20 protein-coding genes are annotated in these 24,081 nt (G+C 43.0%); 10 read left to right on the forward strand and 10 right to left on the reverse strand.

Annotated features, from left to right (window positions below):
• Positions 1-4: 4 nt before the first annotated feature.
• The 10 genes from TY87_RS10100 to TY87_RS10150 all read right to left on the reverse strand — a co-directional run bounded on the left by TY87_RS10100 (position 5) and on the right by TY87_RS10150 (position 12,735).
• Positions 5-367: a Rieske (2Fe-2S) protein gene (locus TY87_RS10100; RefSeq protein ID WP_100186989.1), complete on the reverse strand. Its 363-nt coding sequence runs from the start codon at positions 365-367 to the stop codon at positions 5-7.
• Positions 367-2,766, reverse strand: coding sequence for an efflux RND transporter permease subunit (locus TY87_RS10105; RefSeq protein WP_100186990.1), 2,400 nt, complete (start codon positions 2,764-2,766; stop codon positions 367-369). The genes TY87_RS10100 and TY87_RS10105 overlap by 1 nt, the downstream gene beginning before the upstream one ends.
• Positions 2,763-3,848, reverse strand: coding sequence for a WD40/YVTN/BNR-like repeat-containing protein (locus tag TY87_RS10110; protein ID WP_100186991.1), 1,086 nt, complete (start codon positions 3,846-3,848; stop codon positions 2,763-2,765). Before TY87_RS10110 ends, TY87_RS10105 begins: the two co-directional genes overlap by 4 nt.
• Positions 3,849-3,856: 8 nt before the next feature.
• Positions 3,857-5,020: an MFS transporter gene (locus tag TY87_RS10115; protein WP_100186992.1), complete on the reverse strand. Its 1,164-nt coding sequence runs from the start codon at positions 5,018-5,020 to the stop codon at positions 3,857-3,859.
• 237 nt (positions 5,021-5,257) lie between these two features.
• Complete coding sequence (locus TY87_RS10125; protein ID WP_100186994.1) at positions 5,258-6,211, reverse strand: VOC family protein; 954 nt, start codon at positions 6,209-6,211, stop codon at positions 5,258-5,260.
• Positions 6,212-6,231: 20 nt separating this feature from the next.
• On the reverse strand, positions 6,232-7,389 hold the full coding sequence (locus tag TY87_RS10130) for an alpha/beta hydrolase family protein (RefSeq protein ID WP_100186995.1): 1,158 nt from the start codon (positions 7,387-7,389) through the stop codon (positions 6,232-6,234).
• A gap of 170 nt (positions 7,390-7,559) precedes the next feature.
• Positions 7,560-8,921 (reverse strand): DUF1329 domain-containing protein, encoded by a 1,362-nt coding sequence (locus TY87_RS10135; RefSeq protein WP_100186996.1) that lies wholly within the window; start codon positions 8,919-8,921, stop codon positions 7,560-7,562.
• 17 nt (positions 8,922-8,938) lie between these two features.
• Entirely contained in the window at positions 8,939-10,549 is a 1,611-nt protein-coding gene (locus TY87_RS10140; RefSeq protein ID WP_100186997.1) for a DUF1302 domain-containing protein, read from the reverse strand.
• A gap of 412 nt (positions 10,550-10,961) precedes the next feature.
• Positions 10,962-11,363 carry a MoaF N-terminal domain-containing protein gene (locus TY87_RS10145; protein WP_157789891.1) on the reverse strand — a complete coding sequence of 134 codons (402 nt, stop codon included), beginning with the start codon at positions 11,361-11,363 and terminating at the stop codon, positions 10,962-10,964.
• A 460-nt stretch (positions 11,364-11,823) separates the two neighbouring features.
• Positions 11,824-12,735 (reverse strand): LysR family transcriptional regulator, encoded by a 912-nt coding sequence (locus TY87_RS10150; RefSeq protein WP_100186999.1) that lies wholly within the window; start codon positions 12,733-12,735, stop codon positions 11,824-11,826.
• 156 nt (positions 12,736-12,891) lie between these two features.
• On the opposite strand from TY87_RS10150, the gene TY87_RS10155 reads away from it, so the two are divergent.
• The 10 genes from TY87_RS10155 to TY87_RS10200 all read left to right on the forward strand — a co-directional run bounded on the left by TY87_RS10155 (position 12,892) and on the right by TY87_RS10200 (position 23,976).
• Positions 12,892-13,998, forward strand: coding sequence for a hypothetical protein (locus TY87_RS10155; RefSeq protein WP_100187000.1), 1,107 nt, complete (start codon positions 12,892-12,894; stop codon positions 13,996-13,998).
• A 56-nt stretch (positions 13,999-14,054) separates the two neighbouring features.
• Positions 14,055-15,260, forward strand: coding sequence for an MFS transporter (locus TY87_RS10160; RefSeq protein WP_100187001.1), 1,206 nt, complete (start codon positions 14,055-14,057; stop codon positions 15,258-15,260).
• Between the two features lie 76 nt (positions 15,261-15,336).
• Complete coding sequence (locus tag TY87_RS10165) at positions 15,337-16,797, forward strand: carotenoid oxygenase family protein (protein WP_100187002.1); 1,461 nt, start codon at positions 15,337-15,339, stop codon at positions 16,795-16,797.
• A 69-nt stretch (positions 16,798-16,866) separates the two neighbouring features.
• Positions 16,867-17,526: a glutathione S-transferase family protein gene (locus TY87_RS10170; RefSeq protein WP_100187003.1), complete on the forward strand. Its 660-nt coding sequence runs from the start codon at positions 16,867-16,869 to the stop codon at positions 17,524-17,526.
• A gap of 44 nt (positions 17,527-17,570) precedes the next feature.
• Complete coding sequence (locus tag TY87_RS10175) at positions 17,571-18,011, forward strand: GlcG/HbpS family heme-binding protein (RefSeq protein WP_100187004.1); 441 nt, start codon at positions 17,571-17,573, stop codon at positions 18,009-18,011.
• Positions 18,012-18,028: 17 nt separating this feature from the next.
• Positions 18,029-19,474, forward strand: coding sequence for an aldehyde dehydrogenase (locus TY87_RS10180; RefSeq protein WP_100187005.1), 1,446 nt, complete (start codon positions 18,029-18,031; stop codon positions 19,472-19,474).
• Between the two features lie 91 nt (positions 19,475-19,565).
• On the forward strand, positions 19,566-21,122 hold the full coding sequence (locus TY87_RS10185; RefSeq protein WP_100187006.1) for a bifunctional 3-(3-hydroxy-phenyl)propionate/3-hydroxycinnamic acid hydroxylase: 1,557 nt from the start codon (positions 19,566-19,568) through the stop codon (positions 21,120-21,122).
• Complete coding sequence (locus TY87_RS10190) at positions 21,119-22,030, forward strand: VOC family protein (protein WP_100187007.1); 912 nt, start codon at positions 21,119-21,121, stop codon at positions 22,028-22,030. Before TY87_RS10185 ends, TY87_RS10190 begins: the two co-directional genes overlap by 4 nt.
• Before the next feature lies 1 nt (position 22,031).
• Entirely contained in the window at positions 22,032-22,862 is an 831-nt protein-coding gene (locus TY87_RS10195) for a fumarylacetoacetate hydrolase family protein (protein ID WP_100187008.1), read from the forward strand.
• Positions 22,863-23,058: 196 nt separating this feature from the next.
• Positions 23,059-23,976, forward strand: a complete 918-nt coding sequence (locus TY87_RS10200; RefSeq protein ID WP_100187009.1) for a LysR family transcriptional regulator — start codon at positions 23,059-23,061, stop codon at positions 23,974-23,976.
• The last annotated feature ends 105 nt before the right edge of the window (positions 23,977-24,081 follow it).

A 24,081-nucleotide genomic window follows, 5' to 3' on the forward strand; every position in this document is an offset into this window, starting at 1 on the left:
AGAATTAATTAATGTCTGTTAATAAAATTGAGACCATGCCCATCGAATTAACATAAACAGGTACTTTTTCTAGCGTCTTGCCAAGGCAAGGCCCCTGAATACACAACCCAGAATCAGGCTCAAATAAGGCACCATGGGCATGACAAGCAACATGTTGCTTTTTAGCATCCATATAAGCATCTTTACGCCATGCCATCGGTGCATCATTTACATGAGGACAAGCATTTCGCCAGCCATAAAATTCGTCGTTAAATTTCACCACGAACAGCAGGTCCTGCCCGGCCTCATTTTCTAAAAAGCCTTTCGTGTCGCCTTCTTTAAGATCATCAATGTGACAAAGCACAACGCTGTTTTCTGTCAACATCATCACAACACCTCACTTTTGGAGTCGCCACCATTAGCGTATTTTGGCTTAAGCAGAAAATGCGCAAGAGCAGGTAATAAAATCAGTGCACCTAACATGTTCCAAATGAACATAAACGCCAGTAATAACCCCATGTCAGCTTGGAACTTAATCGGGCTAGCAATCCAAGTTATCACCCCAACAGACAAGGTTACACCGGTTAACATCACGACTTTGCCGGTGAAATTAAGCGCTCTTAAATAAGACTGAGATAAACTAGTACCTTGACGTAATCCAACCAAAGTTATGGACAAAATATACAAGGCGTAATCGATACCAATACCGACCCCCAAGGCGATAACTGGCAAAGTGGCGACTTTCACGCCCATGCCTAATTGCACCATCAAAGCTTCGACCATAATGGAGGTCAGCATCAAAGGAAGCAGCGCCACAATAACGGCTTTAAAGGAACGGAAAGTAATAAGAGACAGTAAAGCTACAGCACCATAAACCAGGAACAACATCTGATACCAAGCGGCTTTTACGGAGATATTGGTCGCCGCTTGAATCCCTGCACTACCCGCAGCCAATAGGAACTGCACATCATCGGTATTATTGTCTTTAGCAAAAGCTTCCACATGATTAACAATGTTACTCAAGGTGTCTGCTTTGTGATCTTGCAGATAAACATAAACCGTCAATAGATTACAGCTGCTGTTGTACAGACCTCGTGGCGCACCCGCAGTGATGTAATTCAACATACTTTGGTTTGGTAGAAACTCGTACCATTTAGGATTGCCTTCATTTAAACCAGACAACACACGACGAGATAATAGAGCCAAAGAGTTCGTTGATTCCACGCTAGGAAGCTGACGTAATTGCCACTCAAGCGTGTCTATTTTTTTCAGGGTATCGTATTGAGAACATTGACCATCAGGGGTTTTGACCATGATCGCCACCACATCACTGGAAGCGCCATAATACTGATTCATAAAGGCGATATCTTGATTGTAACGGCTGTCTTGACGTAACTCAGGAGCCCCTTGATCGAGATCGCCTATCTTCAATTGAGTACTTAACGAGAAGGCTCCAACTGCCAACAATACACCTGCTATCAAGGCCCCAGTTGCCCATTTTCGCTGGGTAAACTTATCTAAGAACACCCATAATGCAGGCATCTTTTTCGCACTGGTTTGATCAATGTCATTTATCACGCTGCGTTGTGCTGCTTTTTCACCAACACCAACATAAGAAAGCATGATGGGCAAAAGAATAAGGTTAGTGAAGATCAGTACAGCAACCCCGATAGAAGCAGCAATAGCTAACTCTTGAATCACCTTAATATCGATCACTAACAGCACAGCAAAACCAACGGCGTCTGCCAACAATGCGGTTAAACCAGCCATGAACAAACGTCTAAAGGTAAAACGTGCCGCGACCAGTTTGTCAAAACCACGGCCAACATCCTGCATAATGCCATTCATTTTCTGTGCGCCATGGCTCATGCCAATAGCGAACACTAGAAAAGGTACTAGGATAGAATACGGGTCTAATACATAACCTAGCGTAGGCAAAATACCCAATTGCCATACCACAGCTAACATAGAAGCGAATACCACTAAGAAGGTTGAACGCACACAACGGGTATACCAAAACACCATAATGGTCGCGATCACAACCGCCAATGCGAAAAACCACAAAACTGCTTGAACACCTTCGATCAAGTCACCCATTACCTTGGTAAAACCGGTAATATGGATTTCCAAACCTTCTGCTTGATACTTAGTCCGTAGGTCTTCAAGCACCTTGGAATACTTTGCGTAATCTAAGGTTTCCCCAGTTGCATCTTGATTTAGCAATGGCATGTAGATAATAGTGGATTCTTCATCTGCCGCGATCAATTGACCAATTTGCCCAGAACGCGCCACGTTGGCTTTCAATGTTAGCAAACTAGTAGGAGAGCCATCGTAACCTTCTGGAATGACTGGACCGCCATCTAAACCTTCTTCGGTTACCCCAATCCAACGCGTTGAAGGCGTCCAAAGTGATGTCATTTGCACTCTGTCTACACCAGGCAATAAAAACACTTCATCACTGAGTTGACGTAATAACTCTAGATAATGAGCATCATAAATACTGCCATTAGGGTTCACCACTGCAATCCGTAACGCATTGCCTAAACCGGTTAACTCGTTTTCATATTTCAAATAGTTTTGAATATAAACTTGATGCGTTGGTAAGGTTTTTTCAAAACTTGCATTAATAGTTAGCTTAGTCGCTTGCCAACCTAATAACCCCGTTACTAAAGCACAAATGATAATAACGACTAAACGATGATTGAATAACGCTCGCTCGATAAAGGAGCCAGAATTCGGGTCAAACTTATCCTCGGGTGAAGTGGTAGTAGACGTATGATGTTTCATTTGAAATCTCCTACATCAATAGAGACAGGCCCATTGATGCTTAAAGCAAGTACACTACCGTTCGCTTTTTCTAGAATATTGGTTAAAGGTGGAAGGCGCTTACGGGTAAGTGGAACCAGTCGGTTTTCTCTCAGACCAAGCAAGGTTCCCGCTTGATTCGCCATGATTACTTGACCGTCAGAGTGAACAAAAGAGGCCATAATCGACGAACTAACAGGATTTTTAATGTCTTTCCAGTGCTGACCATTATCATCGGATAGCAAGGTATTACCTCGTAAACCAGCCAGCACTATTTCATCGTGACCCAGCAACTGAGCAGTAAAAAAACTGCCTTCATATGGTGTTTCGATGGTTTCAAACGACTGACCATCATCCATAGAAAGTGCAAAAAAACCTTGTTCACCAGCCACCAGTATGCGCTCACCTTGTTTACGGATACTGTATAAGTGCAACCCAAATGGATTATCAATTCGGTCCATCCAAGATGCCCAAGTCTGGCCACCATCGATACTTTCAAAGGCAAAACCATAAGCACCAACAACTACAAGGTGATCTCGTCCAAGTACCAACAAATCTAAAAAAGGTTTGTCTGGGCCATCGGCAATCAGCAATTTGGCCTGACGAATCGATTCTTCGTCTTTAGATTCTTCAGCTTGTTGTAATAGCTTTTCTGCTAGCTGTTGACCATTAAGCTGTACTTTCCAATCATTGCCACCATTTTTAGTACGCAAAACAATGCCGCCGTGACCAATGGCATAGCCATTTTCATCATCAAAAAAACTTACTCCAGTCAGAGTCACACTGGCTGGAGAAGACAACTGATGCCAACTTTTGCCATCGTCATCGGAGCGCAAAATCAAACCACGTTCACCAACAGCAACAAAATGATCACCGACAGATGTCACCGACAACAAAACAGAATGCGCACCCAAACTAGACTCAATAGCTGGACGATCAATAGCATCAGCAACGGCAGCAATAACCCCTTCAACTCGACAAAGTAAAAAAGCCATCAGAGTGAACACAGCAAGCTTACGTATGAAACTCGCTATGTTCGGTCTCTCTTTCTTCTGCTTAGACATTATCCACCTCACGCCACAGACTCAGATTGAATAACATCTGAGCTGCGCTGAAAGACACGTATAAAACACACAAGTGAAATCGTACCGAACACCAAAGCGGCTATACCAATACCTTGATAACCAACAAATTTAATGATGGTTCCACCCAAAATTGGGCCAACCGCCGCCCCAATCATTAGCATCGCAGGCGTTGCTGCCAGGGCACGACCAGACTCATCTAAACGAGCCAATAAGCCAAAAACAAAGGTATGAGTGAATATCATCAGAGACACAAAACAAGATGCTGAAGCGGCATAAAAAGCGAAGCTACTTGCATTCATCATAATATTGGACAAGATAATTTGTAGAACAGGGCCTGTGCATAAAACAACACGGGCAGAAAGGCGCTTTTCAAAAATACCAGCGGATGCCGCTGCGATAATGTTAATCACAGTAAGCACTATTAAAACTAACGTCACAGAATCGGCGGAAAAACCTCGGTCGTTCCCAACTCGTTCCATAAAGCTAAACGTCATGGCTTGAGTCACTGCCATTAAGCTAATGCCCACAATACCGTACCAAACACTAGACGGGATTTTCGTTACAACCTGTTTGGCATTCTCACTGTCTTCTTCACCTAGAACCAAAGAAGGAAAGGCAACAGCACATACAAAAGCAGCAAACGTCATAATGCCACCAAAGATAATAAACAATGAATGTCCACCCACTGTCTTGGTAATATTTGGTGTTGCGCCCATAAAGACGAACGCCATAATACCCAAGGTAAGTCCGGCAATAGCGAATAATCTGTGCGGATTTTCTCCTCGAGCGAACGTACCATGCGCCATGCTTAGTGCAGCGCTTGAACTGATGCCCGCCACAAGATGCAAGAGAGCCAATTGAACATAGTCATTGGTTTGAGAAGCAGCAAAAAAACATAAACCTGAAGCAAAAAAACCAACGCTGGCAACCACACGTCGATTTAGCTTTTTGAAGCGCGGGGCAATTAATATGCTGGAGCCTACCGCACCAATTAAAAATAAGGTAACTAGACCACCCGCTTGCTGGCTATCAAAGTGATATGTGGCCACTAAAACCCCAACCCATAAAGGTAGCGCCACTAGATCTAACATACCGGCACTATGGGAAACCATCAAAGCAAGATTGCCTTTAAATCCAAAACGATGGCTCATCGTACACCTCCCATCAGAAAGGTCGGCTCTCTTCGATCCGTACAGCAAAAAATCCCGTATCTCACAGATATCATCAACATACTCTTACCATCCACTTTGTTTATTGTTATTTCGTGGTAGCGACGTATCGTCGCTTTCAGTTTTTTATGGGGCAGTAATAAATTATCACTGCTCCTCCCCATAAAAACTTTTCTTTTATATCAAATACTTGATCAACTTTCTTTTACTTAAATAAATCTACTCATAATCACCATTGTGTGAGGTATCTTTTCCTGGTGACCATTTACTTCGGTAACGCATAAGAAACGCTTGCGAGTTATCGGCGCCCATTGGTAGCGCACGAGGACTCCAATTTTGATCATGCAAATCCATATCCGCATCCATCTCGATATGACATGCGAAAGGACTATTGAAATACCAGAACCAGTTTGATCCCATAATATGGCGACCCGGCCCCCAAAACGCTTGATAACCTTTTTCTATAAACTGAGAACCGTTTTGCATCACTTCAGTAGGACCACCAAAATGGAACGTGAAATGCTCGACACCTTGCATAAACGGCGGCGCACCAATCAAGAAATGTGTGTGGTGATCTAACGTACCTGCTGGTTGTAAAAACGGGCCAGCACCTTCAAATCTATCAGTGCAGCGGAAGCCCAAACGCTCAACATAAAACGCTTCAGCTTTAACGGGATCAGGTACAAAATACACAATATGAGACAAGGTTCTAGGACGTATTGGACCTGCGTCTAGCTGAACGGCTCGATGGTTAACAGGTCGTTGAAATGGTGAGCCTGGTACATTTGAAATTTCACCCGCCAAATTCAACTCTTTGCGAGTGGTTACCTGAAAGCCAATCACAAAACCGGAATCATCTGTAGACTCAATAGAGCCATCCGCTAATTGACGAACTTCTCGGTCTTTACTCAGCTCTTCGGTAATAGCCTGAATCGTTGCAGTATCAGCCACACCCATGACTGTTTTACGCATCATGCAGCCATTACCAATGCTTGCAGGAATGCTTTCATCTGAGGCATGAGCCAAAACCACGGCAGTGCCATCTAATGCTTCAAAACGCCCGCCTGTTTCAGTTACATCAACAGGAAACAAACCGTAATCTGTTAAAAAGGTTGCACAAGAGGCAACATCCTCAACACCAAAAATGATGGTTTCTAAACCGACTATCTTCATTATTTATTACCTCTTTACGATTAGGCCGTATGACCATTCAATGTCTCTGCAACCCAATCGGCGATATAAGCCCCTGCATTGGCAGAATTATCAAAACTAGAGTGCTGAACGCCCCCTTCACGATCTGTGAAAACCTTAAGCTCTCTTTTAGGGCTATTAATCAACTGCTCGTAGGTTCGAAGAGCCCATTTCAACGGAATTTGAGAGTCTTTTTCTCCGTGTGTCACAAGAAATGGCACCTTGATGCGATCTAATACGTCATCTAGATGAACTTTTTCCGCAATCTCCATAAACTCATCCATGTCTTTTGCTCCCCATACCCAACGCACGTGTTCCCAATAATGTGGAACAGGAAAACTGCCTTCTTTTTCTAAGCGTCGTTTTTGTACATCTCGCCAATCATGATTCGCTCCCCATACCACACCACAAGCAAATCTAGGCTCAAACGCCACAGCACGAGGACAGTAATAACCACCTAGAGAAACGCCTTCCATACCAATGCGTTTGGCATCAATTTCTTCACGAGTTTCCAACCAATCAACAATACGGCTTGCCCAATGTTCGCTATCAAAACGAGCCGTAAGGCCTTGTAAACGAAGCGCCTCACCGGTGCCCGGCTGATCAACAATAAGAGAAGAAACACCTCGTTTAGCTAACCAAGCAGGTAAACCAACGCGATACTTCATTTCTTTTGTAGAGTCCAAGCCGTTAACTTGAACCAAAATTGGCGCTTTACCTTCCTCACCTTCGGCACGTACATAAAGGGCAGAAAGATGCTTACCTTCATATGGAATCTCAACTCGTTCACAATTTTCTTTTGCTAGCTCTAATCCTCGAGCAAATATTTCTTGAAAACGCTGGTACAAGGCTTCTCGACCTTGCGATCCATGTGCCTGTAAACGTTCAGCTGTAAGGTAATACGTCGCCGCGCGGCCATATTTGTCACCGGCAGAAATCAAACGACCACGCTCTTCATCCTCTTTAGCCAATTCACACAACTTATCTGCCATGCGCTCCCAGCTTTCACGAAAAGCCTTGGAGCCAGCCGCGTCTTTTGCTTTTGCTGCTTCCTGAAGAGGTGCACACATTTCTTCAATTTCACCAATACGCGCACCCATTTCCAAGGCAAGATTGATAGAAAGATCCCATGGATAATTAGTGGGAAAATAACGAAACATAAATACTCCAACGTCTTTTATTTGAAAGCTTACAAACTATTTGGTTTGTAAAACAAAGCCCTCTCAAGCAAACCAAAACCTGTATCAAAGGACGAGCGAAGCCAAAAGGGGTAAGGCTACGCCCTCCCTTTGATACAAAGGTAATCGGATTAACTGAGTATTAAATAAAGCTATCGTGTGCCCTGACGCGCTAAGCCTTGACCAGTAAAAGTACTGGTAGGAAAACGCTCTACAGGCCTATTTTGGGAAGGCTTATCATTCATGACATTGGCCACATATGCCTCACTTGACAACAAGTTATAAAAACCAAAGGTTTGCGGAATCGTTCCTGGGAACTCAGGCATGATGTAGTTAAACTGCCATAGTGTTTTCCATAACTCGCCATTAGAGTCCCAACGATCAGCCAAAGATGCTTGCCAAGTATCTTCATCTAGATAGTATTTACTTCGTACTGCTTGATGGCGTTTGCCCTCTGCAAGCGTTGCTTCAACAACCCAAACGCGATGTAATTCCCAACGTACAGCATCTGGATTCAAGTGATTTCCAGTAATGGCTTGTGCATCGCTGTATTGTAAAAAGCGGTTCTCGTTATAAGGAATGAGTATTTCTTTCTTGCCCAATAACTTCCAATCAAACACTTCAGTAGTACCAGAAAATACGCTCAACTCATCGAAAGACATTAAACCAGCCGTCGCAGGAGTTGGCGTGTCACAGCAAGCATTTGGAAGTTTACGTACACGACGCTGACCCGTTAAATACACATAAGATTGAGTTTTATCTTCATCGACGTTGTTTCTCCCAGCAATACGTTCTCCGGCACGAATTGGCGGTCCGTAGTTTTCAAGGTTTACTTCCCAGAAATAGCCATCAAATTCTTCGCTTGAGCCTTCCTGAAAGTAATAAGGCATTTGGTTCTTCAATAGACCATCCGTTGTCAAAACAACTTTGCCACTTGATGTAATTTGATACTGGTTGATATCCGCTTCCCAGCTCACACCACGCCAAGACAAACGGTGGTTGTTAATAGCTTCTAGACCATTTTGAGGGATCGGAAATGGGATACCTGCATAAGCACCACTAATCTTGTGACCATCCATTTTTGCCTTCAAAGCATTTTGTACTGTGTAGTTGTATACCCACTCTGGTGCTGTCGCCGTTCTATGAGTTTGGTAAACATCTAGACGATAAGTATCTGGATACTTTTGTAGCATCGCCTTTACACCATCGGTTAACTTATCAGCATATTTATCCATATTCGCTGCAGTAACTGTATATAACGGCTTCTCACTAGCGAAAGGATCTAAGCGCTTGCCACCCAATATTTCACCTTTTATTGGATCATTAAAACCGCCGGTCCAAGCAGGGATAGAGCCATCACTGTTGCCTGCTTTTTCACCACCAAAAGGGGTCAAATCTGCACCCAATCGAGCTGCTTGCTCTGGGCTAACAGCGGCATAAGAAGCCAGTGAAAAACAACCTAGTACTGCAGAGGTAACTAAAATACTAAGAGAGTGTTTTTTATTGTTATACATCATCATTCTCCAAAAAATTAAAAGGTGGTGCTTACAGAAGCAGAGATAAAATCTCGATCTTTTTGCGACTGCTTGTACGTTGCGTTATTTGAACTATCATTGAATAGCCCTTCATCTCCTAAATATTTGATATAGCTCAAAGAGGCATTCCAACGATTTAAATAAACAGCATTAACGCCAACGTTAATATCACCACCATCATCAACACCAAAAGACGAACCTAACGCTGAAGATTTACCCCAAGTATGGCCAATACCAATAGAAGGACTTAGATCAACTCCGTCGAAAGCTTGACGATACATCGGCGAATAAACCATTTTTATGCCAACAGCAGATTTGTCGGCGTTAGGGTTTAACTTGTCTTCATTTTGAGTAGTTTTTACGCGAGTGTTCCAAGCAATTTCACCAACAAAACTGGACTCTTTAGATAGGAAATTCGACCCTAAACTCGCCAACCAAGAGAATTGAGCATGAGCTGTCTCACCGATGGCATATCCAGGATTTTTATCGTTGTCGTATTGCACACCTGACGTTGTTATCGATGTAGAAGCACTCGCAAGAGGTGCATTTACACGATATGAAATTTCACCGGCCAAGCTCCAAATCCCAACGGTTTTTGCCATACTGGCACCATAGGCTTCAATGCCTTTGGCATAAGCCCATTTGTATTGACTAGGATGGAAAGAAGCATCCAAAATGGTGTACATATTACTTGGGGAGCTAGAATCAAAACGAATTGCGTACAAACCAAAGTCCGCATCAAGGTCATAATCACTCCATTTAAGTTGTAGACCGTATTGACCGGAGTCAGAACCTTCATCATCAGAGGTGTGTGTTGCTGTGTATGGTCCAGCAAGTAGTTTTTCACCTTCTAATGTATCTCCAGTAGAAAGATAAGAACCTGCGGGAAGGAAGCGAGATTTCTCCCACTCATAACCAACATAAGCCCCTAAAGAAGCCGTTTCAGAAATAGGAATATCGATAGAGACTTTGCCTGTCGGTCTCATTGTTTCTTTAAAAGTAGAGTTAGGCACAGATGATAACTTCACCACATCAACAGGCCCTTGACCTCCGGCAATACCGTTAGAGCCAAAAAACAAACTTTCGCCCCACAACAAGCTATGGCGCCCAACACGAATCGTGCCTTCCATTCCATTCATCACAGGGAATCGTGAATAAACAAAAGCATCAAGGATTTCGGCATCTCCACCCATGGTTTTTTTGGTGGTGTCTGAGAATTCACTGGCAGGGGTGTGGTTTGAACTTGTGCTGGTATTGTCCGTATCTTGATGATAAACATCGTCGTACCAAGCAGCACCACTAATACGAACACCGGCATTTTTATAAGACAGGTCAAATTCGGAAAATAGATCTAAACGACTTGAAACCAACCCTTTATCAAAGTTGTTATCACCATCGTTATAATTAGCTGCACCACTTCCTTGAGTTAAACCTGAAGAGGCATCCTTGGTACGAAAAGCGGTACTGTATTTGATGGTATTACCTAGACTGACCCTTAAGTCAGAATTATCTGTTTCTATTTCAAATCCATAGGCAGTAGAAGTACTAGAAACAATGGCAATAGCCAATGCTTTTAGCCGAAATGGCGTCGAGTTGATTATTTTCACTTGTTCTTCCTCTCAAATTTTATTTTTATGTTTTTAAGAACAAACTAAATGTAAATCACCACAACCTTTCGGAAAAACCCTTTAAACAGAATCAATCATTCGACGCCATCGAATGATTAATAAGACAATAAAAAACATTCAATAGAAGCATCATAAAAGACACAAAGAAGCTCAATATAAATGACCTATCAGATGCAACTCACAATCGAGACTTGGACATTATTTTGAAGAGGATTTTCTGACGTAAGTAGAGATGAGAATGGCGACAAAACCACTCGAAGTATTTTTTAAACAGAAAAGTAAACTGACCTTTTCAGGCCAGTATTACAGGAGATATGGCTAATTTATGGTAGTAAAAATGATAACGCCTACCGAGCGTTTGTTACTCGTTTGGCCTATTTCTAGCCATTTTCTATTGCGTATATTTACCTTGTTTCACATCAACAATAGGACCTTCATCAAAGAGCTCCATTTGCCCAGGCATAAGTGCTGATGCATGGATAACCTTATTACCTAAATCCAAAATTAGAGTAACGTGACCAACTCTTCCGGGTACAAGCCAATGGACTAAAAACATATCCTTACCAATTTTTCTAGCTCGATACGGTACTGTCAGAGTAGGAATATGACCTGCATCAAGTTGAGTAAAAGAAACTCGATCATCATAAAATTTTAACTTATAAGCTCGACCTGAACTGTAAGTATACTGAACTTCTAACTCGTCTAAGTTAACGGTATTGGATACATTGACCTCATCTGGAATAACGCCGGGAGGAATATTTGGCGCCTCGGTCAAAATAGTAGGTTTATTCATATTCATCTCCGTATTTTTTGATGACTGAGGATCAACAGCATTAGAACTTGCACAACCCGCTATCATAGTTAAAGCTAGAGCAACGCCTGATATTTTAAGTTTATTCATAAATCTACTCCCAACTAGTGGTCACATTGCCACTAACAATATCGATCTTTTTATTCGTGTCGTCTTTTTAGCATGGCGACTAATCTGAGAATAAGGGAAAACACACTTTCGATTAAGTTGATAATAATCAATCCACACCTTGATACTATCAACTTGATTTTGTATCTATTTTGTTCACAAGTGTGTCTTCACGCTCACAACCATTCTAAGAAACACTTCAAATAGCTTTAATCATTCGATATAACCGAATGATTATAAAAACATAGCCACCATTCATGCTCGATTAGCACATAAAATGGCCAAAGTATGGCCACTTAAAATATTTCTATCGCTGCTAGACCTTAATACCTCGCTATTTACCAAGAATACTTTTCGCTTGTGCTAAAACCGTATTTCTTAACCACATATGTGCTGGATCGTCGTTGAGGTAACGTGGCCATATCATAATTTCAGTCACAGGTTCCATTTCAAATGGCGCTGGCAGCAATTTAACCGGGAAGCGTTGAGCCATCTCTTCCGCAATAAGTCTATGTAAGGTGACAATGCGATTTGTTCCTACTACTAATAAAGGAACGGAACTAAAATGGTCTACCGTACATTCGATTCTGCGTTGTTTACCATAACGTGGTAAAAACCATTCTTCATGGGTAATACTGTGTTCATCACCTAAACGAATGGCAACATGCCCCATATCCAAATATTGTTCCATGCTAAGTTCATTGAGTTCACTGTGTTCACACACCATGCATGTTTGAATATCGGTTAATACCTCTGTTTGAGGGTGTTGAAATCGATCTGAATACTGCTTTGGTAAAAATAATAAATCAATTCCACCTCGCTCAAATGCATCAAATACATCCTTTGGTGGGATAATCATATCTAGTCGCATACTAGGCGCACTTTTAGCAAGTTCTCTAGAAGACTGAGCGATCAATATATCGATCATGTAGTCTGATGCAGCAACGGTAAAATTACGCACAATGTTTTCTGGTTCGAAAACGGGACGTAAAGAAATGGTTGCTCGCGCCCTCATCAAGGTATCTCTAACCGGTCCTACCAAGCTTTTTGCTAGTGGTGTGAGTTCCATCGTGCGTCCAACGGGCACCAGTAAGCTGTCATCAAAATACTCTCGTAATCGCCCCAATGCGGCACTCGTAGCAGACTGCCCAATATGCAAGTGCTCGCTTGCTCTCGTGACATTGCGCTTCTCAAGCAATACATCAAGCACAATCAATAAATTCAAATCAAATTTATCTAGACGCATAGGGGCTCCTTAACTTCCAACTATAGGTATTAATAATATCAATGGAAATCATTAATACAATCTGTTTTATAACTTTAATTCAAACGCATTATAGTGATGCGGTGATTAATAACTAATCACAACTCAAATAATAAAAATAAAAATGCAGGTGAAATTATGAAAGTAAAACAGACGTTGCTCGCTCATTACATGGCCGCTACTGCCGCACTATTTTTCATGCCCTATGCGGTCGCTGATGAGGCAGAAACATCCCTAGGTATTAATCCGCTACCCCTTTCGATACAGGCTCAAATGAACCTTGGGCAGGCTGGTTTGATGAGTTCCTTTAGTAGTGGCGATACCTTTGGTGGCGTGCAGTGGCGTATAGGACAAGCGAGAACAACTATAGGCAAAGCCAAATCCACTTCATCTAGTGCAGACTATAAAGATGATACCTCTGACATTGTTGCGCCTCTTACCGTTCAACACATGTTGTCGGATGGAAGATCTCTTCTGCGTTTAAATGTTACCGGCACTTTATCCAATGGTGGCGATAATGAAGTGCAACTAGATGGTGATATTGGAAGGATGGATGCTCAGTACATACGCTTTCTTGATGTCAATACCATGTTGAGCTTTGGTGTATTTGGTGAACAAACGGATTTAGATATTGTGGACGCAGGAACCATCAAGCGACATGGTGCTGGTTTACGTTTTGACGTGATAAATAAGTTCAGCGATCACTGGGGAGCCACCTTACGTACAGAATATTCGTGGGGGAAACAAGAACTGAAGGTGGCCGCTGGCCCATTCATACGGACACATAAACCTGGCGATGATCACTTTTATCTACAGTCGGAACTCGTTGGTAATTACCACAATAATGATTTCGACAAAATCCCAGAAGGCTGGGTATTACATCCTGTTTTAGGCATGCAATTCCAACGCAATTTCCTTGAAGCAACAGCGGACAGTTTTGGCACGGTCTCTTCCGGTGAAGTGGGTAGTACTGAAAATTATGGCACGGTTTGGGGGCATTTACGTTTTGAAAAAGAAGCTCGACCAAACACCTTATCGCCAAGTGTTGTTATCGGCATAGAGCAAGAATACGTCAACGACTTAGACGAATACGTTGATGAGCCAACTTATGCTGTCTTCGGTGGTGGGATATCCATCATGCAACAATCTGGCAATCGATATGAATTGTCTTATTTACGTCATCAAGGTCTTAAACAAAACCGCTCAATTGAAGCCGTTGTCTTAACAGCCACTTGGAATTTATAAGCTAGGTGCGGCAACGATTTTAACATTTCAAATAACAATAATAAGAGAGAATAAAAATGATCAAATTAAATAGTACACAAAGCAAAATAGTACTGGGGATAGGGCATATGGCTGGTATGGTGGATTTAGCCGCGCTCCCCCTTTGGATAAGTGTGTTAATGCAAGATTACCACCTACTTCCACAGCAAGCTGGGCTTACTGTGACTTTGTTTCTTGTCGGTATCGTGATCTCAAGTATTATTTTGTCGCCTAAATATACTCGGCTCAACCATCGCTATGTTGCCGCCTTTGGTTTTGCAGTTGCATCGGCTTCATTCTTTACGGCATCAAAACTGTCTGTAGTTTCAGAAAGCTTTTCGATGCTCATAATATTACATGTCATTGCGGGGTTGGGGGCGGGGGCAGCCCTTTCATCCGTTCATGGAACCATAGGAAAAACAGAGAATCCTCATCGCTTATTTGGCTTAGTAAATGTTGCTTTAGGGGTTTTAGCCATTGTGCTATTTGCACTGCTTCCTCAGGCAACAAAACAAATTGGTGGCATAGCTATTTTTATTGCCTTTTTTGCCCTAATGGCATGCGCTGCGATCGTTATGTTTTTCTTCTTCCCCAAGGTTTCTGACGAAACAACAAAGCATAATAAAGACGAAAATCAGGCGAATAAAGTCACCGCGAAAATTTTATCCAAACCCGCAGTATGGATGTTTATTTGTGTTGTTAGCTGTCTAACATTGAATCAAGCAATGGTGTTTTCATTTGTTGACAGGATTGGCGACTTGCACAATTTTGATAGAAAGCAAGTGGAAACCGTTTTAATTGTCATGAGTTTCATCAACTTAACCCCTGGGATAGTTGCCTCATTACTGCAAAAGAGGTTATCACCTATCAAGGTTGCTATTGCTGGCCCTTGTTTACAAGCCTTGTTTGCCTTGTCTATTACGCATGCATCATCCAATTTTTTGTTGTATGCCATTCCCGTCGCGTTTTACGTCACGCTCGTAATTTTTACCCACACTTTTGTGTTTGGCCTATTGGCCAAAATAGACCCGACAGGCCGTGCCGTGGCGGCCACTCCAGCCATGATGATGATTGGGTCCGCAATAGGGCCTCTACTGGGTGGCGTTATCGTTGCGACGGTTGGCTATCAGGGACTAGCTTGGGCAACTGTCATCATTAGCTGTATCGCAGTGGCTTTGGTAATAAAAGCGCAAAGTTTATTAAAAAAGAAGGACGTAAACGTAAGCGAGCCAAGAATGGCTTGACACTTAAAACATTAGATTTTCACTGATTGGTAAAAAGTCATGGGTCACTGTGACATTTAAAGTAGGAAGAAAAATAATGAATAATAATAGAGTAGGAATGCAATTTCCTAATGAATTGACCTTCAAAGGTTACGCAGCACCTGTTCGTATTGAAGGACATGTGCATGACCTTGAAATCATAGGCAGTATCCCTCCAGAGTTGGAAGGAACCTATTACAGAAACAGCGCTGATCACACATATAGCCCTCTTCATCCTAATGATATTTTTTTAAATGGGGATGGAATGGTACATATGGTGAGATTTGAGCAAGGCCATGCAGACCTAACCACTCGCTTTGTGCGCACTAAAAAGTTTGAGCTTGAAAGACAGGCTCGCCGTGCGCTTTTTGGTTCATATCGTAACCCTTTTACCAGTTCAGAAGCGGTTAGAGAAGAAGACCACAACACGGCTAACACGTCAGTGATGTTGCTCAACAAAAAATTGTACGCACTGAAAGAGTCGGGTCGTCCTTATGAAATTCATCCAGATGATTTAACCACTCTTGGTGAAACCGATTTTGATGGGCAGCTAACTAGCCAGACCTTCACAGCGCACCCAAAATTTGATCCAAAAACAGGCGAATGTATTGCCTTTGCTTATAACTGCGAAGGGGTAGCGAGTGATGAAATAGAAGTTTACATCATCAACAAAGAAGGCAAATTTACCCGCTCTGAAAGGTTCAAAGCGCCTTACTGTTCCATGGTGCACGACTTTTTAGTCTCAGAAAACTACATCGCTTTCGTCATTTGTCCGATGGTGTGTGATTGGGACAGAGTCAAACAAGGTGAACCTTACTGGCATTGGGACAGCTCCAAAACAACCCATGTCGGAGTGATACCTCGAGATCGTGGTGTAAAAGCAATTCGCTGGTTTAATGTCAATAAATCTGTCATGCAAACTCATACATTTAATGCTTGGGAAGACGGTTCTAAACTGATACTGGACCAATTTGTCACCGAGTCCGGCTGGTTAAGCCAATTTCCTGACATTCATAATCCCGATGCTCATGAATTACCCCCTTTCGGTGAACGCTGGATTGTAGACCTCAGTAGTGATAGCGATTCCGTTGAAATCAAACGCTTCATTAATCACATTGGCGAAATGCCCGTTATCGATGCCCGTTTTGCCATGCGCAGAACACGTCATTTTTGGTTTGGCACCAGTAACAAAGAATTAGGACCAATGTTAGAACCTGGTCCAAAGGGACCTCCATTTACATGCCTTGGGCATTTCGATGAGCAAGAAAACAAACTCGATTTCTACTATGCCGGGCCAAACTCTGCACCAGAAGAGCCCTGTTTCGTACCACGCAGCCTAGATGCAGAAGAAGGCGATGGTTGGCTGTTATCCATGGTCGGCCGACGCGATGAGAACCGTACTGATTTGGTGATTTTAGACGCTCGAAATCTTAGCCAAGGCCCCGTTGCCATCGTGAAATTTCCCTGTCGTGTTCATGAAGGTTTCCATGGTATTTGGGTGCCTTCCTCATATAAGTAAATATAACAATTAACGGCGTTATTGCTTCTATTTTAAGGACGCAATAACGCCATTTTAGCGGAGTTTCTTATGATAACGTTATATGGATCCATGCATTCTAGAGCCAACCGTTGTGCTTGGATGTTAAAAGAGTTAGGCATCGACTTTCATCATGAACCAACCAATTTTTTAGATGGCAGTACCCATAGTCCTGAATTTTTGCAAATAAACCCAAATGGTCGTATTCCTGCGCTTGAAGATCAGGGTTTTACCCTGTTCGAATCGCTGGCTATCAATTTATATTTGGCCAAAAAAGCCGGCGGTGAGCTAGCGCCCCAAAACTTGCAAGAAGACGCATTCATGATGCAGTGGACCATTTGGGCCATCACTGAAATTGAAAAACCTTTGTTACTGGCGTCGGCCAATAATTTACTGTTTGCGCCAGAATCACGCAATGTTGAAGAGTTTAACCTAGCCGTGAAAAAACTCTCGCGTCCATGGGATGTATTAAATAACCACCTAGAAAATAAAGAATACATACTGGGCGATCGCTTTACTGCAGCGGATTTAAATGTCGCGGCAGTAATGACATTGGTTCCTACGGCCAATATTGATATTTCTGCTTGGCCTAATATGCAAGCTTGGCTACACAAATGTCTAGAACGCCCCGCCGCAGATGATTGGAAACACGTTAATTTTACTATCCCTCGCCCTGACTCCCACTTAGGCATGCTTGCCATGTTTGTGTAGATGAAAATTAGAACGCTTACTTTTCTATTAAATAGGGGCCCAAAATGAATTCACTGACACTGGTTAATGCTTCAAACATCATAGATTCCGCTTTAAAAGAAGCGAGAAAAAATAAATTCGCCCCATTAGCAGTTGCCGTTTTAGACGCTGGTGGACACTTGATTGCCTTTAAACGCGAAGATGATGCCGGGATTGCGAGATTTGATATTGCCTTTGGTAAAGCATGGGGATCCCTTGGAATGGGGTTTGGTTCTAGTGAATTAACCAGACGCAGCCAGAAGAACCCACAATTTATTAATACATTAACCACCATCAGCCAGGGTCGAATGGTGCCTTCTCCTGGCGGGGTTTTAATTCTGGATCATGAAAAAGCCATTATCGGTGCGATTGGAATTTCCGGTGATATCGGTGAAAACGACGAAATATGCGCCATCTGTGGTATTGAGGAAAACGGATTTATCGCTGTAAACGGCGTAATTGAATAACCAATTTGGAGACAACAATGATCACTCAGTTAATGATTAATGGCGATTTGAGAGCATCTGCTGACGGTAAGACCTACGAAAGAATTGACCCAGTAACAGAAAAAAGTGCCACCGTTGCGGCAGCGGCAACAATAGAAGATTGTTATACGGCCCTTGAATCTGCAGAGAATGCATATAAAACTTGGTCAAAAGTAGGTCCTGATGCGCGCCGCAAATTATTAATGAAAGCGGCTGATATTATGGAGAGTAAAATAGCCGAATTTACGGAGACCATTAATTCCGAAACTGGCTCCACTGCCAATTGGGCAGGGTTTAATGTCCATTTGGCTGCTGGTGTTATCCGTGAAGCCGCAGCAATGACAACTCAAATAGGCGGAGAAGTCATTCCATCCAACAAACCCAACACCTTGGCAATGGGAGTATACAAACCTAAAGGAGTTTGTTTGGGCATTGCCCCATGGAATGCTCCCGTTATTTTAGGCACCAGAGCAGTAGCAATGCCAATTGCCTGCGGAAACAGTGTCATATTAAAAGCATCAGAAATGTGCCCCGCAACACACCTACTGATTGGCAAATGCTTTCTTGAAGCAGGATTTCCAAAGGGCGTCTTAAATGTACTCACCAACGCCCCAGAAAACGCAGCGGCCATTGTCGAGTCTCTTGTTAAGAGTCCCATTGTTAAGCATGTTAATTTCACTGGCTCATCTCAAGTAGGACGCATTATTGGTCATTTGGCTGGTGAAAATTTAAAACCAGCGTTACTTGAGTTAGGTGGCAAAGCCCCTTTAGTTATTCTTGCTGATGCTGACATTGATGCTGCCGTTAATGCCGCAATTTTTGGCGCTTTTATGAACCAAGGACAAATATGTATGTCGACCGAACGCCTAATTGTCGATGACCAAATTGCCGATGAGTTTGTGTCAAAGTTAGCAAAACGAGCCGCAAACTTATCCGTTGGCAATCCACGTGAACAAGTTGCACTAGGCAGCTTAATCACACGACAAGCCGCAGAAAAGATGGATAGTATTATTGCCGATGCCATCGAAAAAGGTGCCAATATTATAGTGGGGGGCCAACGAGAAGGTTCCATTGTTCAAGCGACACTCATTGATCATGTAAAACCCAATATGGTTATTTACCAAGAAGAATCTTTTGGCCCAGTCAAACCGATAATCCGCGTAAACGGTATAGAAGAAGCCATTCGTGTAGCGAATGATACAGAATACGGCTTATCTTCCGCTGTATTTAGTCGCGACATTAAGCAGGCAATGAACGTAGCAGAACAAATCCAATCTGGCATTTGCCACATTAATGGCCCAACGGTTAGTGACGAACCCCAAATGCCATTTGGTGGTGTAAAAGCATCAGGTTATGGCCGCTTTGGCGGTAAAGCGGCGATTGCTGAATTTACCGATCTACGCTGGGTCACCATTGAAGACCCAAATCAACATTATCCATTTTAGAGAAAACAAAGACATTAACTAGGCACAGCTATCTTTAATCAATAAAAAGACATGCAAATGTGCCCTTTTTTATTTTTCAAAAGGTTCTTTTATGTTCGATGTAGCGATTATTGGTTGTGGACCAGTAGGTGCTTTAGCTGCCAATTTACTCGGTAAATATGGCTTAAATGTATTGGTTTTAGAAAAAGAAGCCAACCCATTTCCCTTACCTAGAGCGGTTCATCTTGACCATGAGATGATGCGTTTATTTCAGTCCGCGGGAGTCATCAATGATGTTCTAAATGACATGCGTGATACTCAGGGTCATCTGCATATCGGTGCAGACTACGGCGTTATGCGTTATATGGGGACGGTGGGTAAACCTCGTCCGTATGGTTGGTCTAATGATTATTTTTTCTACCAGCCAGAGCTTGAAAACCATTTACGTCAAGCGCTTAAGCAATACTCTAATGTTGAGTTACGGTTAGGCTCTGAATTTGACAGTCTGACACAGACAGATTTAAACGCAGTGCTCACGATAAAGACAACACAAGGCACAATAAACGAAAAAACGCGCTGGGTGATTGCCTGTGATGGAGCAAGCAGTAAGGTGCGCAAATCCTTAGGCATCAAACTTGAGGATTTACAATTCGAAGAACCTTGGTTAGTGGTGGATGCGCAAGTAGACGGAGACGTGCAGTTTCCCAATTTTACTGGCGTGCCAGACGAAGCAGATTTACAACAACTTTCAGTCATGTTGTGTGATCCCAAACGCCCTACCACGATTGTCCCAGGTCGTGGTAACCATCGCCGCTGGGAAATGATGCTGCTGCCTGGGGAAAATGATCAATCAATGATGCAACCAGATAAAGTTCTAGAGCTCGTAGGACCGTATTTAAACGCTGTACCACATAAGATTGTTCGTGCTGCAACCTACCGTTTTCATGGTCTGATTGCAGAACAATGGAGGCTTGGTCAGGTATTTTTGGCGGGTGACGCAGCCCATCAAACTCCGCCTTTCTTCGGTCAAGGAATGTGCCATGGATTGCGAGATGTCGCTAATCTGGCCTGGAAAATGTCAGCGATTAAACAGGGGGTATGTGACGAAGCCTTATTGGATACTTACCAAATAGAGCGGGATCCCCACGTTCGATCCGTTATCTCCTCTGCCATAGAGGCTGGCAAATATATCTGCATTTTAGATCCCCAAAAAGCGGCTGAACGTGACGCGACAGTGCGAAGAAAAGTAGCGCAAAACGAACTACCTAATACTGCGGCAGAGCTAATACCAGCGATTCAGTCAGGGGTAATTGCAACAGAAACGACGAAAGCCGGAGTGCGTTTTATCCAGCCTCACATTAATGGGGATTTAATGGACAACGTGATCAAAGAAAAATGGCGATTATTTATGACAGGCAAAAAAGCAGTAAAGGCCGCCAAGCACTTCATAGACCAAAACATGCCCAGTTATGACATTAGCATTACTGACGTCACCACACTGGACGACAAGGGCGCCATTTTAAATTGGCTGAAAGAAGCAGAAGTCGATAGCGTACTTATTCGCCCTGATTTCTATGTTTACGGAACGGCACTGAATGATGTATCGGGTTTGCTCACTTCTTTATTAGACCATATGCAGATGAATGTTAACTTGGAGAAAAGTGCATGAAATTACGCAGTGTTGAACTCGTTTTACCCAAAGCCAAAGAGGCCCATGACTTTCTAATAGACATCTGGGGAGCTGCTTCTGGAGGCCAAAAAGGCAACACCTATTATATTCGGGGCGCTGGCACCTTCCCGTACTTGGTCGCCTTAGAAGAAGATGAAGATCGCTTTGTACGCTCAACGACCTTTGTTTGTAATGAAGAAGAACTGCAGCACATTGTGACAAAGTCTCATGAGCGTGGTTTGAAAACAAAGCGTGAAGTATCAACTGACTTAGGTGGCGGTGAAGGCGTCATTGTCGAGCTGCCAGAAGGGGAATTATTTCGCTTTCTCGTTGGGGCAACGGATGTTCCAGCCATGCAAGGGCAGGATCTTCCCGTTAAATTAACCCATGTCGTATTCAATTCAACAGATGCAGAAAAAACCGCAGACATTGCAGAGGAAGTACTTAACTTCCGTGTTTCAGATCGTACCAAAGGCATGGTGTTTGTACGCTGTAACGACTCACATCACAGCACCGCTTTTGCTCGAGCAGGCTTTAGCTCGCTAAACCATATTGCTTTTGAAATGGCTGACCTAGATGGCGTAATGCGCGGCATAGGCCGACTCAGAGATCATCAAATGACACCTGCTTGGGGTCCAGGTCGCCACGGCCCTGGTGCCAATGTATTCGCTTATTTTATTGCGCCATTTGGCGCTGTCATTGAGTTTTCCACTGCCGTGGAAAAAATAACTGAAGACTACCCTGTGGGAGCGCCTGAAGATTGGACCTGGCCGGCAAACCGAATCGACCAATGGGGAACATCTGACAAAGACTTCCAAGGCTTGAGACAAGCAGAAGAGAACTTCAGATTTCGCCGCCAATGGGAACCCGAACAACGTATTAACAACACAAATAAAGAGAGCCAATAATATGAAATATCTTAGCTTTTTACGCCCAAATGGCACCGCGAGTTACGGTCGTTTAGAAAACGATATCGTATACGACCTAAAAACAGCAGACGCTCCCAGGGATCTGAAAACAGCGATAGCCAACAATGCACTGACAACGCTAGAAGTGCACGAAACGTTTGCCTATTCACAAGTCACCTTACTTCCTGTGATTCCCAATCCGAATAAAATATTTTGCGTTGGCCATAATTATGAATCACATCGCAAAGAAACCGGACGCGATGAAGTGGCTAATCCATCTATATTTATACGCTTTGCCGACAGCCTAACGGCACACAAGTCAGAAATATTGATACCTAACGTATCCACAAGCTTAGACTATGAAGGAGAACTTGCCGTGATCATTGGCAAAGGTGGCCGTGCGATTGCCGAAGCGGAAGCAATGAATCATGTGGCAGGATATGCCTGTTTTAACGATGCCTCTATACGAGATTGGCAATGGCACACAAGACAGTTCACACCGGGAAAAAACTTCCCAACAACTGGGCCATTTGGCCCTTACATGGTGACTCCAGATGAGGCAGGCAACCTAGAACACGTCCATGTTATTACACGCTTAAACGGTGAAGTCATGCAAGATCAACCGATTGGCGACATGATTTTCCCTATTGCTGAGATTATTGCTTATGTCTCAGCCTTTACTCCGTTATCCCCTGGAGATGTCATCGTCAGTGGCACACCCGGCGGCGTTGGCGCCAAACGTACTCCTCCCGTCTGGATGAAACCCGGAGATATTGTTGAGGTTGAAATTGGTCCAATGGGTACTCTCACCAATACGATTGGCCAAGAATAATCAGCAAAATAAAAATACTGATTAAGGTGACTGATAAAAATATCTCCCCCCTAATCAGTAAATTTATAACAACTTCTAAATACTCACCACCCTGACCGATAAAAATCGCCATAACCATTCGAAAAAAACCTTCTATTAGGCAAGACCATTCGATATGATCGAAAGATCATAAAAACAAGAAATCATGAGAATATTTATGCGATTTAAAAAACTCGACCTCAATCTATTGGTAGCGTTAGACACTCTGCTCACCGAACAAAGCATCACCAAAGGCGCAGAAAAGCTCAACATGAGCCCCTCAGCCTTAAGTAATTCCCTGTCCAGATTACGAGATTATTTTGAAGACGACCTGTTAACACAAATCGGTCGAAGAATGGTTATTACTCCTTTAGGAGAAAACCTAAAAGTCAGTGTTCGTAACGCCTTAAACAACATCGAAAGCACTATTCTTGTACAGCCTAGCTTTGAGCCTCAAACTACGGATCGGATCTTTAGCATTTTCTGCTCAGATTACACACAGACAGTACTTGTACCTCACGCGTTAGAAATAGTGGGCAAACAAAAAAGCACGGCTCGCTTTCAGCTTTTAGCACAAGTAGCAAATAACCCACATGAGCAGCTTGAACAAGGTAAAGCCGATTTACTCATCATTCCATCCGACTTCATGTCCACTGAGCATCCCTGTGACATACTCTATGAAGAAGAATTTGTTTGTGTCGTATGGGAACACAGCAAGATTGCATCAGGGGAATTGACCGCAGAAAAATACGCAGCAGCAGGCCACGTCCTAATGCGACCAGAGGCAACTAAAAAAGATTTTTTTGGGACCTCATTCGCCCAAAAATACGGCATTAAACGAAACGTAATCGCCACTACCTTTAGTTTTGCTTCTTTACCAGCCTTGGTCATAGGTTCAGAAAATATCGCCACTATTCATGCGAGATTGGCAACAAAAATGGCCAAAGTATGGCCACTCAAAATACTGCCTTTACCTTTTGATATTCCCCCAATGAAGCAATGCGTTCAGTGGCATCAATACAGGAATAATGATGAAGGGCTTATTTGGTTACGAAATACATTAAAAGAAGCGGCGATCAACATGGATGTAGAATAAACAAAGCTCTGTCATTCGAAAGAGTTCGTTTATAGAAAGGTTTTATTCACTATTCGCATAAACTACTATACAGCAGTGCGTTTCATTTTATTCTAGGGCAAGGGA

It is taken from the genome of Marinomonas sp. BSi20584, from assembly GCF_002792415.1.
Lineage (GTDB): Bacteria > Pseudomonadota > Gammaproteobacteria > Pseudomonadales > Marinomonadaceae > Marinomonas > Marinomonas polaris.

Coding starts and splice junctions, on each gene's coding strand:
- TY87_RS10145 (WP_157789891.1), bottom strand. CDS start 11,363: ATGAATAAACCTACTATTTTGACCGAGGCGCCAAATATTCCTCCCGGC.
- TY87_RS10190 (WP_100187007.1), top strand. CDS start 21,119: ATGAAATTACGCAGTGTTGAACTCGTTTTACCCAAAGCCAAAGAGGCC.
- TY87_RS10110 (WP_100186991.1), bottom strand. CDS start 3,848: ATGTCTAAGCAGAAGAAAGAGAGACCGAACATAGCGAGTTTCATACGT.
- TY87_RS10105 (WP_100186990.1), bottom strand. CDS start 2,766: ATGAAACATCATACGTCTACTACCACTTCACCCGAGGATAAGTTTGAC.
- TY87_RS10195 (WP_100187008.1), top strand. CDS start 22,032: ATGAAATATCTTAGCTTTTTACGCCCAAATGGCACCGCGAGTTACGGT.
- TY87_RS10200 (WP_100187009.1), top strand. CDS start 23,059: ATGCGATTTAAAAAACTCGACCTCAATCTATTGGTAGCGTTAGACACT.
- TY87_RS10150 (WP_100186999.1), bottom strand. CDS start 12,735: ATGCGTCTAGATAAATTTGATTTGAATTTATTGATTGTGCTTGATGTA.
- TY87_RS10155 (WP_100187000.1), top strand. CDS start 12,892: ATGAAAGTAAAACAGACGTTGCTCGCTCATTACATGGCCGCTACTGCC.
- TY87_RS10135 (WP_100186996.1), bottom strand. CDS start 8,921: ATGTATAACAATAAAAAACACTCTCTTAGTATTTTAGTTACCTCTGCA.
- TY87_RS10165 (WP_100187002.1), top strand. CDS start 15,337: ATGAATAATAATAGAGTAGGAATGCAATTTCCTAATGAATTGACCTTC.
- TY87_RS10115 (WP_100186992.1), bottom strand. CDS start 5,020: ATGAGCCATCGTTTTGGATTTAAAGGCAATCTTGCTTTGATGGTTTCC.
- TY87_RS10125 (WP_100186994.1), bottom strand. CDS start 6,211: ATGAAGATAGTCGGTTTAGAAACCATCATTTTTGGTGTTGAGGATGTT.
- TY87_RS10100 (WP_100186989.1), bottom strand. CDS start 367: ATGATGTTGACAGAAAACAGCGTTGTGCTTTGTCACATTGATGATCTT.
- TY87_RS10175 (WP_100187004.1), top strand. CDS start 17,571: ATGAATTCACTGACACTGGTTAATGCTTCAAACATCATAGATTCCGCT.
- TY87_RS10160 (WP_100187001.1), top strand. CDS start 14,055: ATGATCAAATTAAATAGTACACAAAGCAAAATAGTACTGGGGATAGGG.
- TY87_RS10170 (WP_100187003.1), top strand. CDS start 16,867: ATGATAACGTTATATGGATCCATGCATTCTAGAGCCAACCGTTGTGCT.
- TY87_RS10180 (WP_100187005.1), top strand. CDS start 18,029: ATGATCACTCAGTTAATGATTAATGGCGATTTGAGAGCATCTGCTGAC.
- TY87_RS10185 (WP_100187006.1), top strand. CDS start 19,566: ATGTTCGATGTAGCGATTATTGGTTGTGGACCAGTAGGTGCTTTAGCT.
- TY87_RS10130 (WP_100186995.1), bottom strand. CDS start 7,389: ATGTTTCGTTATTTTCCCACTAATTATCCATGGGATCTTTCTATCAAT.